Origin of the sequence: Streptococcus mitis, from assembly GCF_002096755.1 — a bacterium.
In the GTDB taxonomy this organism is placed as follows: Bacteria; Bacillota; Bacilli; order Lactobacillales; family Streptococcaceae; genus Streptococcus; species Streptococcus mitis_AC.
This window is the reverse complement of sequence record NZ_NCVF01000016.1, coordinates 43088-57809: the sequence shown is the minus strand read 5'-3', so window position 1 is coordinate 57809 and position 14722 is coordinate 43088. Positions and strand designations below refer to the sequence as shown.

General features: G+C 37.5%; 14 protein-coding genes and 1 tRNA gene. 1 reads left to right on the top strand and 14 read right to left on the bottom strand.

What is annotated here, in order from left to right:
• Positions 1-23: 23 nt before the first annotated feature.
• The 6 genes from B7700_RS01015 to pbp2a form a co-directional block, all read right to left on the bottom strand.
• Positions 24-95 (bottom strand) — tRNA-Glu (locus tag B7700_RS01015).
• Between the two features lie 91 nt (positions 96-186).
• On the bottom strand, positions 187-666 hold the full coding sequence (locus B7700_RS01010; protein ID WP_084886528.1) for a sigma-70 RNA polymerase sigma factor region 4 domain-containing protein: 480 nt from the start codon (positions 664-666) through the stop codon (positions 187-189).
• 120 nt (positions 667-786) lie between these two features.
• Entirely contained in the window at positions 787-1323 is a 537-nt protein-coding gene (nusG, locus tag B7700_RS01005) for a transcription termination/antitermination protein NusG (RefSeq protein WP_000376740.1), read from the bottom strand.
• A gap of 53 nt (positions 1324-1376) precedes the next feature.
• A complete protein-coding gene (gene secE, locus B7700_RS01000; protein ID WP_001210990.1) occupies positions 1377-1553 on the bottom strand; it encodes a preprotein translocase subunit SecE in 177 nt (58 codons plus the stop codon).
• Positions 1554-1562: 9 nt separating this feature from the next.
• Positions 1563-1715, bottom strand: a complete 153-nt coding sequence (rpmG, locus tag B7700_RS00995) for a 50S ribosomal protein L33 (protein WP_001809375.1) — start codon at positions 1713-1715, stop codon at positions 1563-1565.
• A gap of 52 nt (positions 1716-1767) precedes the next feature.
• Positions 1768-3963 carry a penicillin-binding protein PBP2A gene (pbp2a, locus tag B7700_RS00990; protein ID WP_084886525.1) on the bottom strand — a complete coding sequence of 732 codons (2196 nt, stop codon included), beginning with the start codon at positions 3961-3963 and terminating at the stop codon, positions 1768-1770.
• Between the two features lie 86 nt (positions 3964-4049).
• On the opposite strand from pbp2a, the gene B7700_RS00985 reads away from it, so the two are divergent.
• The gene (locus B7700_RS00985; protein ID WP_084886523.1) at positions 4050-4925 is read left to right on the top strand and encodes an RluA family pseudouridine synthase; all 876 of its coding nucleotides are present in this window, start codon (positions 4050-4052) and stop codon (positions 4923-4925) included.
• 68 nt (positions 4926-4993) lie between these two features.
• On the opposite strand, the gene gap is transcribed toward B7700_RS00985, so the two are convergent.
• The 8 genes from gap to adhE all read right to left on the bottom strand — a co-directional run bounded on the left by gap (position 4994) and on the right by adhE (position 14449).
• Positions 4994-6004 (bottom strand): type I glyceraldehyde-3-phosphate dehydrogenase, encoded by a 1011-nt coding sequence (gap, locus tag B7700_RS00980; protein WP_084886520.1) that lies wholly within the window; start codon positions 6002-6004, stop codon positions 4994-4996.
• Between the two features lie 176 nt (positions 6005-6180).
• Positions 6181-7482, bottom strand: coding sequence for an ABC transporter permease (locus B7700_RS00975; RefSeq protein WP_185761634.1), 1302 nt, complete (start codon positions 7480-7482; stop codon positions 6181-6183).
• Positions 7451-8134, bottom strand: a complete 684-nt coding sequence (locus tag B7700_RS00970) for an ABC transporter ATP-binding protein (protein ID WP_084886517.1) — start codon at positions 8132-8134, stop codon at positions 7451-7453. The genes B7700_RS00975 and B7700_RS00970 overlap by 32 nt, the downstream gene beginning before the upstream one ends.
• Positions 8115-9323 carry a hypothetical protein gene (locus tag B7700_RS00965; RefSeq protein WP_084886514.1) on the bottom strand — a complete coding sequence of 403 codons (1209 nt, stop codon included), beginning with the start codon at positions 9321-9323 and terminating at the stop codon, positions 8115-8117. The genes B7700_RS00970 and B7700_RS00965 overlap by 20 nt, the downstream gene beginning before the upstream one ends.
• Positions 9324-9334: 11 nt before the next feature.
• Positions 9335-9919 carry an ABC transporter ATP-binding protein gene (locus B7700_RS00960; RefSeq protein ID WP_125393797.1) on the bottom strand — a complete coding sequence of 195 codons (585 nt, stop codon included), beginning with the start codon at positions 9917-9919 and terminating at the stop codon, positions 9335-9337.
• 389 nt (positions 9920-10308) lie between these two features.
• Positions 10309-10599, bottom strand: a complete 291-nt coding sequence (locus B7700_RS00955; protein ID WP_050492331.1) for a hypothetical protein — start codon at positions 10597-10599, stop codon at positions 10309-10311.
• A gap of 155 nt (positions 10600-10754) precedes the next feature.
• Positions 10755-11675, bottom strand: coding sequence for a helix-turn-helix domain-containing protein (locus tag B7700_RS00950; RefSeq protein WP_020903611.1), 921 nt, complete (start codon positions 11673-11675; stop codon positions 10755-10757).
• A gap of 122 nt (positions 11676-11797) precedes the next feature.
• Positions 11798-14449: a bifunctional acetaldehyde-CoA/alcohol dehydrogenase gene (gene adhE / locus B7700_RS00945; RefSeq protein WP_084886509.1), complete on the bottom strand. Its 2652-nt coding sequence runs from the start codon at positions 14447-14449 to the stop codon at positions 11798-11800.
• Positions 14450-14722 lie beyond the last annotated feature (273 nt).

Below are 14722 nucleotides of genomic sequence, written 5' to 3'. Positions count from 1 at the left end.
AGTGTTCCATCCGCAACATACCATAGTCCGTACGGGATTCGAACCCGTGTTACCGCCGTGAAAAGGCGGTGTCTTAACCCCTTGACCAACGGACCAGAGCTGTTATTTTCAACTCTTACTATTATACAGGCTTTTCAAACTTTGTCAACACCTTTTTTATCTTTTTATGTTTTTTTGTATGACTTCCTATTGAGTACGGATATCAAACTCTTTAAACACAATACGTAAGTCTCTTAATACTCTTTGACGACCTCGGAAGCGTTCATGTCTTAGGACCCGTTCTAACTCTTCTTGTTTTTCTTTACTTTGTTTGTTTCTATAATCTCTTAGTGTCTCATGAAATAGATAATAATCATCTAGACACAGACCTCCCTCACTTATACGATGACTAAGCTCCCCTACTTCTTCATAAGGTTCTTTATCATATCTACGCTTCTGGCTTTCTTGTTTACGGATATGGTCTAAAATTCGATTACGGAACTTGGTTTTGAAGTATTTACGTAAACGAGGAATATCTTCTGCCAGCTCTTCTTCTCTACTAATCAATTCATGTAAGCAAATCATCCCCTCTTGGTCCCAATCCGATAGATCCCATAAATGAAGGTAATATTCATTTCTACACTTATATACAATCCCCTGGACTTCTTCATATAATTCTTTAAACATAACGTCCCCTTTTCTAGATACAGTCTAACAGATTCAGAAACACTTTTGTCCCATTTCCCCCATTCTGTTCCCTACACCGTCTAAACTGCACAAAAAAGAGAGGACATGCCTCTCTCAGGGTTATAATTCTGCAATTTGATTTAGGTTTACTTCTGCAACTGTGTCATTACCAAACATAGAGATAATCATCTTCACTTTATTGTTATCAATCTCTGTAATCTTACCAGTATAGTCTGCAAAAGCACCATCAATGATACGTACAGTTTGACCAACTTCAACATCGATATCAAACTCTTGTACAGTTTGTCCCATAGAAACCAAGATATCACGGATTTCTTGTTCCAATAATGGAGTTGGTTTTGATCTATTTCCGTGAGATCCGACGAATCCTGTAACGTTTGGTGTGTTTCGAACAACAAACCAAGCTTCATCTGTCATCACCATTTCCACAAGAACATAACCTGGAAAGCGATTTTCTTCTACTTCTTTTCTCTTTCCATTTTTTTCAACTTGCACTGTTTGTGTTGGAATTTCAACACGTAAAATATTATCCAACATATTGTAGGTTTGTGCACGTTGTAATAGATTTTCTTTTACCTTATTTTCATAACCAGAATAGGTTTGTAAAACAAACCATCCTTTATCAAAACTATCCATGATACTTCCTTTCATAATAGAAGATTTTTAGCGTAAATAATTCCACAGATCTTCTAAAAAATGTTAATAAATCGAATCAAACCTGAAACAATCAACTTGTCAAAAATATAAATAATCACAACAAAGAAAGCAGTGTATTCCATGATAGAACGAAAATCTCTCCAGCTTTCCTTGCGAGTTGGCCATGTTGTGTCTTTAAGAAGTCTAAAAATATCTCCAATAAAACGCATCGCTCTCTCCTATCTCGTTTCTCTGTGTGTAGTGTACTTACCACAATGTTTACAAAATTTATTTACTTCTAGTCGTGTTGGCTTGGGGTTTCCGCTGATCTTGATTGAATAGTTTCTCGAACCACAAACCGCACAAGCTAGGCTTGCTTTTTTTAGTGCCATAACGCCTCCATCTTATCTATTATAACAAGAAAGCCAGGCTTTGACAAGCATCTTAACGAAATAGATTGACTACCGAATCCCATATCGTTTGAGCCTTTTCCTTAATCTTCGCATCCGAGATAGCACGGCTAGCCTCATCTACCAGATTTTGTGCACGACTTCTAATATCAGAAAGGCTATTATCCGCCTGATTTTCTTCATTACTCTGTACTTGATTTCTTTTATTGGCTGGTGCAATTCCATTTTGCTTATAAGCATTTTCAACCGTAAAGGTACTTCCTGGCGTATAAGGTAAAATGGTATTAGCAATGTTTCTAAAGACATGAGCTGCACCGTTTGAAGTAGAGCCAGCTAGATAGTGATTTTCATCAGTGGTTGGAAAGCCAAGCCAGTGACTAATCACAACATCCGGGGTATAGCCAATTACCCACTGGTCACTTGTGTATTCCGGATTAAAAACAGCTTCAGTTGTCCCAGTTTTTCCTGCCATGACATAGTCTGCAGGCGATGAACTAATACCGGTACCGTTTGTAAATGTCCCCAACATCATACTGGTCATCTTGTCAGCTACAGACTTATCAATCACCCGTTTTTGTGAATTTTTATGGCTCGCAATGACCTGACCACTAGCATTTTCAATTCTACTAATAAAATGAGCTTCCGGCATTAAACCTTCATTTGCAAAGGCAGCATATGCTTGAGCCATTTGCAGAGGATTGGTTTCGACACCACTTCCCAAGGCGACACCAAGAACACGGTCGACCTTTTCCATGTTGAGTCCGAATTTTTCGCCTGCCTCAAAAGCCTTGTCGACGCCCAAATCATTAACAGTGGCAACAGCAGGTAGATTAAGCGACTCTGCCAAGGCTTGATACATAGGAACTTCTCGACTCGTTTTGATCCCTGCATAGTTATCAACCTTATAGCTGTCGTACTGCATGGTATGGTTATCCAACTGCTTATTCAAAGCCCAGCCAGCTTCAACTGCAGGCGTATAAACAACTAAAGGCTTAATTGTAGAACCAGGGCTACGTTTTGATTGAGTTGCATAGTTGAAATTCCGGAATCCAGTTTTATCATTGCCAGCAACCTGACCGACAACTCCACGAACTCCACCTGTTTTCGGTTCGAGAGCCACACTTCCTGATTGAGCAAATGTTCCATCCTCTGCCCTCGGAAATAGCGATGTATTTTCATAGACAACCTGCATATTTGCTTGATAGTTTTGGTCCAGCTCTGTATAAATGCGGTAGCCATTATTGACAATTTCTTCCTCTGTTAGATTATACTTGGAAACGGCTTCATTAACCACCGCATCAAAATAAGAAGGATAGCGGTAATCTGAAATTTTCCCTTCATACTTATCGTGCAATTGCGAAGTCATATCAACTTCAACAGCTTCGGTTTCTTGGTTTTTATCAATGTAACCCGCTGCAACCATATTCTGCAAGACAGTATCGCGCCGATTGGTAGAATCTTCTACGGAATTCAAGGGATTATACAGTTCCGGCCCCTTGAGCATCCCTGCCAGAGTCGCAGCTTGATCCAAACTCACTTCTGATGCAGAAACTCCAAAGTATTTCTTACTCGCATCTTCTACACCCCACACACCATTTCCAAAATAAGCGTTGTTAAGGTACATGGTTAGAATTTGATCCTTACTATATTTTTTTGTTAATTCTAAGGCAAGGAAAAATTCTTTCGCTTTTCTCTCAACAGTTTGATCCTGCGACAGATAGGCGTTTTTAGCCAGCTGTTGGGTAATAGTAGAACCACCACCTGAACGACCAGCAGTTACAATAGCCAAGAAGAAACGACCATAGTTAATCCCGTCATTTTTATAAAAAGAACGGTCTTCTGTCGCAATAACGGCATTCTGCAAATTTTTACTGATATCAGTCAATTCAACATAAGTTCCTTTTTGACCAGACAAGGCACCGGCCTCTTTTTCTTCACGGTCAAAAATGATAGTCCGAGTTTTCAAGGCATTTTGTAAATCATTGACATTGGTTGACTTGGCTACAGCAAACAAATAGGTTCCAACTAGCAAACCTGCACTCAAACCTAGTATAAGGACAATCTTTGTTAGATGATAGCGACGCCAGAATTTTCGAATCGGACCTACTTGGGCTAATTTTTTTCGATCACTACGAGAGCGACGTAAGCTAGTAGAATCAGAATCCTCTGATTCACTTGTTTCTTTTTTAAAAAGAGAAAGAAATTTCTCAAATAATTTATCTAATTTCATGCGTTTATTTTATCATCTTCATCATGGGAAGACAAGAATTTAGCTATTTTCTATCCAAATAGGGCTTTTTTTGTTACAATATCTGTATGAAATTCACATTTACATTACCAGACTCTCTACCTCAAATGACGGTAAAGCAATTACTTGAGGAACAACTCCTCATCCCTAGAAAAATCCGTCATTTTTTGAGAATCAAGAAACACATTTTGATTAATCAGCGAGAAGTTCATTGGAACGAGACGGTAAATCCTGGAGATGTTTGCCAATTGGCTTTTGACGAGGAAGATTATCCCGAAAAAGAAATTCCTTGGGGCAACCCAAACCTCATTCAGGAAGTTTATCAAGATCAACACTTAGTTATTGTGAACAAACCAGAGGGGATGAAAACGCATGGTAATCAGCCAAACGAAACCGCCCTTCTTAACCATGTCAGTGCCTATGTTGGCCAAACCTGCTATGTCGTTCATCGTCTGGACATGGAAACCAGTGGTTTGGTTCTCTTTGCTAAAAATCCTTTTATCCTGCCTATTCTCAATCGCTTACTGGAGAAAAAAGAGATTTCTAGGGAATACTGGGCACTAGTTGATGGAAATATCAACAGCAAAGAGCTTGTTTTCAGGGACAAAATTGGGCGTGATCGCCATGACCGCAGAAAACGAATAGTTGATACAAAAAATGGGCAATATGCTGAAACGCATGTAAGCAGATTAAAGCAATTCCCAAACAAAACTTCCTTAGTTCGTTGCAAACTAAAGACAGGGCGAACCCATCAGATTCGTGTCCACCTTTCCCATCATGATCTTCCTATCCTGGGTGATCCTCTCTATAATAGTAAATCAAAGACAAGTCGTCTTATGCTCCACGCCTTTCGACTTTCCTTTACCCATCCACTTACTTTAGAGAAGCTAACTTTCACTACCCTTTCAAATACTTTTGAAAAAGAATTAAAAAAGAATGGATGATTGTGTCATCCATTTTTCCATATAAGAAAAGCAAGACCAGAGGCCTTGCTTTTCTATCGACTCAAGAATTATTTAGCGATTTTTGCGAAGTATTCAAGAGTACGAACAAGTTGTGCAGTGTATGACATTTCGTTGTCGTACCATGAAACAACTTTAACCAATTGTTTACCGTCAACGTCAAGAACTTTAGTTTGAGTTGCGTCAAACAATGAACCGTAAGACATACCTACGATATCTGAAGATACGATTGGATCTTCTGTGTAACCGTATGATTCGTTTGAAGCTGCTTTCATAGCTGCGTTCACTTCATCAACAGTAACGTTCTTTTCAAGAACAGCTACCAATTCAGTAACTGATCCAGTTGGAGTTGGAACGCGTTGTGCAGATCCGTCAAGTTTACCGTTCAATTCTGGAATTACAAGACCGATAGCTTTTGCAGCACCAGTTGAGTTAGGAACGATGTTTGCAGCACCAGCGCGAGCACGGCGAAGGTCACCACCACGGTGTGGTCCGTCAAGGATCATTTGGTCACCAGTGTAAGCGTGGATAGTAGTCATCAATCCTTCAACAACACCAAAGTTGTCTTGAAGAGCTTTAGCCATAGGAGCCAAGCAGTTTGTAGTACATGAAGCACCTGAGATAACTGTTTCAGTACCGTCAAGAACATCGTGGTTAGTGTTGAATACAACTGTTTTAACGTCGTTTCCACCAGGAGCAGTAATAACAACTTTCTTAGCTCCACCTGGGTGCAAGTGTTTTTCAGCAGCTGCTTTCTTAGCAAAGAAACCAGTAGCTTCAAGAACGATTTCTACACCGTCGTTAGCCCAGTCGATTTGTTCTGGATCACGTTCAGCAGAAACTTTGATGAATTTACCGTTAACTTCAAATCCACCTTCTTTAACTTCAACAGTACCGTCGAAACGACCTTGAGTTGTGTCGTATTTCAACAAGTGTGCAAGCATAACTGGATCTGTAAGGTCGTTGATACGAGTAACTTCAACACCTTCTACGTTTTGGATACGACGGAAAGCAAGACGACCGATACGTCCGAAACCGTTAATACCAACTTTAACTACCATTAGTGATTTCCTCCTTATGAAAATCATGAAATTTTTATTGTGAAAAGAGTAACTTGAATCACTACAAATCACCTTTCAACAAACCTATTATATAACTATTTAAGTTTAATTGCAAGTACGGGCATTGTTTTTCTATGTTAGTTTCTTTTTCAGGCTATAAATCAAGAACTTCCTTACTATTCATATCGTAGCGATTCTACAGGATCCATTTTACTAATTTTACGTGCTGGGAAGTAGGCTGAGACATAACCAAGTAATAGAGCAAAAGCTAGAGTTCCTAAAATAGATAGAAGATTTAATTCAAAAACCTTCGTGATGGATGGGTAAAAGTGATTTACAACCGCATTCGCCAAACTTCCCACCCCTTGTGCAACCAAAAATGCCAGCAGCAAGGCGATTCCTACAATCCAAATAGCCTCGTAAATAAAAATTCCTTTGACATCGCGATTTTGATAACCAACTGCCTTCATGACACCTATTTCCTTAGAACGTTGCATGATATTAATGTAAATGATGATGCCAATCATGACCGCTGCTACCACAATAGCTTGTGATGAAAGCACAATCAACAATCCCTGAATAACACGAATAAAAGTAATCACAATATCAAGAACCTTCTGTTGAGAAAGAACAGTATACTTCTTATTTTTCTGCAATTCTTCTGTTACCACTTTTGTCTGTGATGGATCTTTAAGTTCCAAGATAAAATAAGATACAGCTTTTGTAAATCCAGCTTCTTTCAAAATTGTTTCCATTTGATTAGACGGCATGAAACTGTTGCTATCCTCCATGTCATCTTCATCATTGATTACACGCACAATCTTCGTTTGAAATTGAGCAATCTTGCTAGCTTCAGCAGCATTTTCTACAATGCTGGCTGAGACTGATTTGCCAATAATATCACTAGCCGTCAGATTTTTTCCTGTCTGTTCATTCCAACTTTTTAGTAAACTGCTTGGAATCGTCAAGCCCTGTTCATTTGCATCAGTATAGAGGGAACCGGCTAATACTTTGTCCGCCTCATTACTACTAACAGAAATACTTGTATCCTCATAGAGACTCACTACTTGAGCATAAGAAGGCATCGTTTGACTCAGATCCATTTCTTGCCCATCTATAGTAATATTTGACATGGTCATCCCAAAAGGACTCTCCAAATATTTAATAGCTTCTTTGCCAACTGTATCCGTGATATAGTTCTTATCATCTTGGTTCAAAAAGCCTCGTCCAGCATTTTCTGTGTTTAAAGCAATCTGAACTTGAGAAGGAATTTGACCTCCATTCGTATTTTCATCAATCATCGAAATCAAAGCATTTCCCAAGCCGAAAGAAATTAAGACTCCTACAAAACCGATTGAGGTTGCTAGCGCAATCAATAAGTTACGCCACTTTCTTTCCAGAAAGTTATTTAAAGAAAGTTTGAATTTGTTTTTCAATGATAATCCTTTATTTTTTGACTTCTTCAACGACTTCACCATCCTTCATTTTGATAATCACATCTGCATATGCAGCAACCTCTGGATTATGGGTTACAATCAATACTGTTTTCCCTGTCTGGGCTAAATTTTTAAATACTTCCAATACCATTTCTTGAGATTGAGAATCCAGTGACCCCGTTGGCTCATCTGCTACAATCATATCAGGCTGATTTACCAAGGCACGCGCGATTGCTACACGTTGCTTTTGCCCGCCAGAAAGCTGTTTAACATTTTTAGCCATAAAAGGCTCCATTCCTAAGCTACTTAATTGCTCCTTTGCAATCATTGTCATCTCCCTGTCAGATAAATCTTTGACATAGAGAGGTAGCTTGACATTGTCCAAGACAGATTGATGAGGAATGAGGTTGAAGTTTTGAAACACAAATCCAATCTTGTTTTTACGAAATTGAGTTAGTTCAATCTCTGATAAGTCACGGAGAGATTCCCCTTTAAATTCTAAAACTCCTTCATATTGTCTATCTAGACCACTGATGATGTTTAGCAAGCTAGTTTTGCCACAGCCTGACGGCCCGTAAATCGCTGTAATTTTACCTTTTGCGATTTGCAGGTTTATATTCTTTAAAGCCTGTTCTTGATGTTTACCGTCCAAAGTGTAAAACTTTGAAATATTTTTAATGGATAAAATGGACATGATTATCTCCTTTAATTACTTTTGACAACATATATCGATATAAACTACAATAAATAATACTGATATAAACTATATTTAACAATATCAAGCCCCATAAACCAAATAGTTTAATTTGATTGAATAATAAGCAAACCATAACTGGTACGAAGCGAATAATGTACAACGTTATCCTTGTATTTATAGGAATTGAAAAAGCATCTAATTCTTTCGCATTCTTGAAATGATACTTTCTAAATATAATTATCTCTAACATTTGTATCCCTTGGCATAAAAAATATGCTAGAGAAACTCCGAAAAGAAATAGGGAAATATCTATAAAGCCGTACCCCAGATAATTTAAAAAGAAATATAGCGAGATCGACGGAATTAAGATACTAATAAGATTTAAAGACCAAATTCTTTTTTTTATAAACTTATTAAGATTGACCCCCACAGCCTTCAGATAAGGGAAGTCCTTATTTAAAGTAAGAAAATAAAAATTTATCCCTTTATTGCTAAAAAATACTGTCCCTGAAAATAAAGCTGTATTCAATATCATCGCTTTATTCGAGATATCAATTCCTAAAAAATCTGGCAAAACCAACCACATGAACATAAACATAAAAGTTGAAGATACAGGTATAGTCATCGCTTTAAACACCGTCAAACCATCAACGACAGATAATAAATAGGTCATACTGAACGATTTTTTAAACCTTGGCCTAACATACCTGATTTTCGGTATAAAAAATATACTATTAAGTAAAAAAACAAGTAGGCACGCAAATATTCCTAAAGAAATATCATAGAAAAAAATAACTACTAAGATGGGGGAAACTAGAATTAAATTCTTTAAAAATACTATATTCCAAAATTCTCTCCCTGTGACATTGAAAAATATCCTCATTGTACTCTCTGTTTTAGTTTTTAAAACATAAATATTTTCATAAATTATTCCTAATAACAAAATTGCAGGAACAAGTATTTTTACTAATTCAAAGTATGATAGGATACCCCAAATTTGATTTTCACTTAATAGCTTATAAACTTCTTGTTTAGCAAAACAAAATATAAAAATCAAACTAACAGATGAAAAAAAATATTTGTAGGTTGATTGAAGCAACGATAATTCCTTGACATTATTCGAATCATTCCAGTATCCCTGTCGAGATAGGAATAATAGAGTAATAGAATAATAAAACTTTTCCATATAACTTTCCTCTACAAAGAAATAATCTGATCAACTGTCGGTAAAATTTCTTGCCTCTCGTGACTTACAATAATGAAGTGCTTGCCTAGATTTATCTTTTGCTCCATCAAGTGAAGCAGATTTTCAACCGAAATTTGATCTAAACCTGATAAAGGTTCATCCATAACATACAAGTCCGAATCCAATAAAAACGCTGCTATAAGCATTACTTTTTTCTTTTCTCCTAATGACAATGATTGAATTGTTTGTGTCATTAATTTCTCATTCAAATAAAATTGTTCTCGTAATTCTCTTAACCGTTCTTCGAACAAATTTGTTTCAATAAAAAATTGTTTCTGTAAAAATTCGAATAATAAATTAGGAGATAAACCAATGAAATAGTTGTCCGAAGAATCTGGAACATAGCTAACTTTTTCTTCAGAAATCAATGAGCCAGAATATGGTTGAACAATTCCTAGTAATACTTTCAATAATGTTGACTTTCCTGCACCATTTTTTCCAGTAATCAGTGTCAGACCTGAATTTGAAGTATCAAAAGAAATATTGTTAAACAGTATCCTGCTATTTATCCTATACGAAATGTTCTCTACTTTCATTTTTTCTCCTTTTATATTATAATTAAAATAGTTGATAGTTATGTCTATAATCTTTTTGAGAATGCCCATTTTCAAACTGAGACATAACTATCAATTATTTTTTTATATTAATTTCTAATTTTACTAATATTTTATGTAAAAATCGACTCTGTTCTATTAATTTCTAAACTAGAACCACTGTTTAACCCAGCCCCAAATTGCTGTTAAAATCCAGTCAATAATAATCCATCTGATAATTCTCCATACGAAGCTCCACATAATAATTCCTCCTATTTACTAAACCATTGTTGAACCCAGCCCCAAATAGCTGTCCACATTAAATTAATCAAAATCCATTTTACTATTTTCCATACCCAACGCCACATATTTTATTTCTCCTTTTTAAATTTCTATTTTAATTTTCTAAAAAAATCAAAATCTCTAAATGTTCTATTACACTCCAACGTCATATCAAGTCCCTCATTTACTTCTCGTACAATAATAAGTGCATTATTTGCTATACCGACTAATGGATAGACTTTTAATATCTGGGGTTTTATTGTAATCAAATCCAATAAATAGCCGTTAACTCTTATTTCCACTTGAAGAAGAGTTGATAGCGTTTGTCGAATGAGCAGTACATCTCCAACTTCTGACATGCTAGGCAATAAAACATTATTTATTCGTTCAAATTCTAGCATATCAAACCTCTAAACTCAGCCCCACCACCCACCAATGATAAGTAGCAAAAACAACATCTTAACCATAGCAAATCCCTTTCTTATTTATTTACAAATTCATTTTAACAAAAAAGCGACATTTCTCCAATGACAGAAATGTCACTCCTATAAACTCTTTAACGATATCTTTCTAGATCCTCAGCCCATTCATTATCTAAACTAACGAGTAACTTCCCATTGCCAAACATCCTTGCCATCATTTTTGCTTCTTCATACTTTTGTTTGGCTGTATCATAATCCATCTGAATATAATATTTCCACTCCACCATCAAGACAATCGGTTGTTTTTGAAAATCTCGTGTTTTTTGCCCTATTTTATTTAAGGTCTCGACTGCCCTCTTAAAATAATGAAGCAACCCCATAACCTCTATACAAGTTAAAGAAGCTAACAAGGAGTCTCTAAGTAAGTCCAAACAATCGAACTCTATCTTATCAACCTGAGAACTTAATTTGTCATGAAAATAAAGAATAGTTTCATGCTCAGACTTTTTTATCTCACCCTCGTTTAAACCATCCATTAACTGACAAAGAAAATACAGTCTCAATTTCAACAATTCCTCAGCCTTATATACATCTCTGGATAGTAAGTCTTGAAGACTGTCCTCAATCACACCACTTCCGTATAAAGAATTACTAGTCGCTCTCACTGCATCTATTGCCTGAAGGCAGTCCACTATCATCTTCTCATCACGGGGCAGGTCATCATAAAAACACTCAAAAATCTCATCAAAATATTCTTCCTTTTGTTCTTGCAACTCCTTGTCTCCATAGTCAGGGTGATGTAAAAGAAAGTACTTTAATTCTTGGTAGCGTTTAGGCAGTTCCTTATAATCTGGCATCAAGACGTAGGATGGAATTTCTAATCTATCTGCAATATATTCTAGTGTTTTTATAGTCGGTCGAAATTCTCCTTTTTCGATTCTCACCAACTGACGCACTGATAATTCAGACTCATCCCCACAAAAAACTGGACGACTAAGTCCTTTCTCCTCTCTTAAAAGTCGCACTTTATCCCCTAACTCATTTATCTTGTTCATTTGCCCCTCGCATGATTATAAAAGATTTGATTTTCAAATAAATATATGCGATGATTATACCATTTTTCAAATAGAATTACAAAAAAAGAGACAGGGATTCCCTGCCTCTAGGCTGATAACAATTATTTACGGCGTCCTGGTCTTTCTTTATAGCCATAGTAAGAATCTTCGATGATTTCTTGCATATGGTCAACCATTGGAAGGCGTGGGTTTGCAGGCGAACATTGATCTTCATAAGCAAGGAAGGCCAATTCACGAGAACGTTCTTTCCATTCTTTTTCGTCAACACCTTGTGCTTTGAAGTTCATTTGGATACCTACGCGCTCACCGAGTTCGTAAACAGCTTTTGCAAAAGATTCAACCCCTTCTTCTGGTGTAGAAGCTGGAAGTCCAAGCATACGAGCGATATCTTGATATTTCTCGTCTGCACGGTAGTAGTTGTACTTAGGCCATGTTGCTGTCTTAGCTGGACGTGTACCGTTGTAGCGGATAACGTATGGGAGCAAGATCGCATTTGTACGACCGTGGATTGTGTGGAATTGCGCACCAATCTTATGAGCCATTGAGTGAGAAATACCTAGGAAGGCATTGGCAAAGGCCATACCAGCGATTGTTGAAGCGTTATGCATTTTCTCGCGTGAATGGAAGTCTGCGTTCTTAACTGAGCTTTCAAGGTTTTCAAATACAAGCTTGATTGCTTGAAGTGCAAGACCGTCAGTGTAGTCGCTAGCCATTTGTGATACGTAAGCTTCAGTCGCGTGGGTCAATACGTCCATACCAGTGTCCGCAGCAACAAATCCAGGAACTGTCAATACCAAAGCAGGGTCTACGATTGCCACAGTTGGTGTCAATGAGTAGTCAGCGATTGGGTATTTACGGTTGTTTGCTTTATCAGAGATAACGGCAAATGGTGTTACTTCAGATCCTGTACCAGATGTAGTTGGAATCGCGATGAATTTAGTCTTCTTACCAAGCAATGGGAATTTGAAGGCACGTTTACGGATATCCATGAATTTTTGGACAAGGTCACGGAAGTCCACTTCTGGTTGTTCGTAGAAGAGCCACATTACTTTAGCAGCATCCATTGGAGATCCACCACCAAGAGCGATGATTGTATCTGGTTTGAAGGCACGCATAATCTCAGTACCACGGTTTACAGTTGTGATATCTGGATCTGGTTCTACATCAGCAAAGATTTGGTAAACAACCTTATTGCGACGAAGATCAAGTTGTTCGATGATACGATCAAGGAAACCAAGCTCTACCATGGCATGGTCAGTAACGATCATGACACGTTCAACGTCACGACATTTTTGAAGGTATTGAATTGAATCACGTTCAAAGTATGTTTTTGAAGGAAGTTTCATCCATTGCATGTTATTTCTCCGTCTTCCGACTTTTTTGATATTCAAGAGGTTAATGGCACTAACGTTATCCCCAACTGAGTTGCGTCCGTAAGAACCACATCCGAGTGTCAATGATGGCAAGAAGGCATTGTAAACGTCCCCGATACCACCGAAAGTAGAAGGTGAGTTACAGATAACACGAATAGCTTTAACAGCTTTACCAAATTCTTTAGTCAATTCTTCATCAGCTGTGTGGATGGCTGCTGAGTGTCCAAGACCGTTAAATTCAACCATTTGACGAGCCTTAGTAATACCATCTTCACGGCTTTCAGATTTCAAAACTGCGATAACTGGTGACAATTTTTCACGAGTCAATGGCTCGTTTTCACCAACTTCTTTACATTCTGCAGCAAGAATGTTTGTTCCTTCTGGAACTGTAAATCCTGCTTGCTCTGCAATCCAAGTTGCTGGTTTACCAACTATGTCAGCGTTCAATTTTGCACCAGCACAGTTTTTGCTGTTTGCTTTCACGCCGAAGCAGAATTCTTCAAGAAGTGCTTTTTCTTTTTTGTTTACAAAGTAAGTGTGATATGATTTGAACTCTGCTACAAATTCATCGTAAATTTCTTTATCAATGATAACCGCTTGTTCAGAGGCACAGACCATACCGTTGTCAAATGATTTAGACATGACGATATCGTGTGCAGCCTGGCGGATGTTAGCTGATTTTTCAACATAAGCTGGAACGTTTCCGGCACCTACCCCAAGAGCTGGTTTACCACATGAGTAAGCCGCTTTAACCATGGCATTACCACCTGTTGCAAGGATTGTTGCAATACCTTCGTGGTTCATAAGCGCACTAGTTGCTTCCATAGATGGTTCAGTAATCCACTGTACACAGTTTTCAGGAGCTCCTGCTTTAATCGCAGCATCACGAACGATTTGAGCTGCATGAGCTGATGATTCTTGAGCTGATGGGTGGAAGGCAAAGACAATTGGATTACGTGTCTTCAATGAAATCAAAGCCTTAAAGATTGCTGTTGATGTTGGGTTTGTTGTTGGAGTGATACCACAAACAACGCCAACTGGTTCAGCAATAAGAGTCAAACCTGTTACATCGTCTTCTTCGATAACGCCAACTGTTTTAGTGTGGCGCATGTTGTTTACTACGTGTTCACAAGCAAACAAGTTCTTAGTTGCTTTGTCTTCAAATACACCACGTCCTGTTTCTTCATAGGCATGTATAGCCAATTCTCCGTGGGCATCCAAAGCTGCCACTGACGCTTTAGCTACGATGTAGTCGACCTGTTCTTGGTCGAGTTTACGCATTTCCTCAAGAGCAACTAAAGCTTTTTGCACCAAGCCGTCGACATGCTTTTCAGCAGCGAGTTTCTTTTCTTCTGGTGTCACAGTTTTTTTATCAGCCATATTTTCCTCCATAGCTTTCAAGGATCGATATCCTTTGTTAATTTTTTCACAAGTTAATTATAACGTATTATTTTAACTTTGTAAACAGTTTCATAAACATTTCACAAAGAATTTTTTATTGTTTGTGAATTTTTTCTCATTTTCTTTACTTATCAAGTTTTTTCTTTAGAGTTTGTGAAATGAATTTCAAATATTTTTTTATTTCACAAGCTTGATTGGAAGAGGAGCTTGGAAAGAGATAGATTTTCTAGTAAGCGCTTACTTTTAAATGAT

Coding starts and splice junctions, on each gene's coding strand:
- B7700_RS00975 (WP_185761634.1), bottom strand. CDS start 7,482: ATGGTGAAGTCGTTGAAGAAGTCAAAAAATAAAGGATTATCATTGAAA.
- gap (WP_084886520.1), bottom strand. CDS start 6,004: ATGGTAGTTAAAGTTGGTATTAACGGTTTCGGACGTATCGGTCGTCTT.
- B7700_RS00965 (WP_084886514.1), bottom strand. CDS start 9,323: ATGGAAAAGTTTTATTATTCTATTACTCTATTATTCCTATCTCGACAG.
- B7700_RS01010 (WP_084886528.1), bottom strand. CDS start 666: ATGTTTAAAGAATTATATGAAGAAGTCCAGGGGATTGTATATAAGTGT.
- B7700_RS00960 (WP_125393797.1), bottom strand. CDS start 9,919: ATGAAAGTAGAGAACATTTCGTATAGGATAAATAGCAGGATACTGTTT.
- rpmG (WP_001809375.1), bottom strand. CDS start 1,715: ATGGCACTAAAAAAAGCAAGCCTAGCTTGTGCGGTTTGTGGTTCGAGA.
- secE (WP_001210990.1), bottom strand. CDS start 1,553: ATGCGTTTTATTGGAGATATTTTTAGACTTCTTAAAGACACAACATGG.
- B7700_RS00985 (WP_084886523.1), top strand. CDS start 4,050: ATGAAATTCACATTTACATTACCAGACTCTCTACCTCAAATGACGGTA.
- nusG (WP_000376740.1), bottom strand. CDS start 1,323: ATGGATAGTTTTGATAAAGGATGGTTTGTTTTACAAACCTATTCTGGT.
- adhE (WP_084886509.1), bottom strand. CDS start 14,449: ATGGCTGATAAAAAAACTGTGACACCAGAAGAAAAGAAACTCGCTGCT.
- B7700_RS00955 (WP_050492331.1), bottom strand. CDS start 10,599: ATGCTAGAATTTGAACGAATAAATAATGTTTTATTGCCTAGCATGTCA.
- pbp2a (WP_084886525.1), bottom strand. CDS start 3,963: ATGAAATTAGATAAATTATTTGAGAAATTTCTTTCTCTTTTTAAAAAA.
- B7700_RS00950 (WP_020903611.1), bottom strand. CDS start 11,675: ATGAACAAGATAAATGAGTTAGGGGATAAAGTGCGACTTTTAAGAGAG.
- B7700_RS00970 (WP_084886517.1), bottom strand. CDS start 8,134: ATGTCCATTTTATCCATTAAAAATATTTCAAAGTTTTACACTTTGGAC.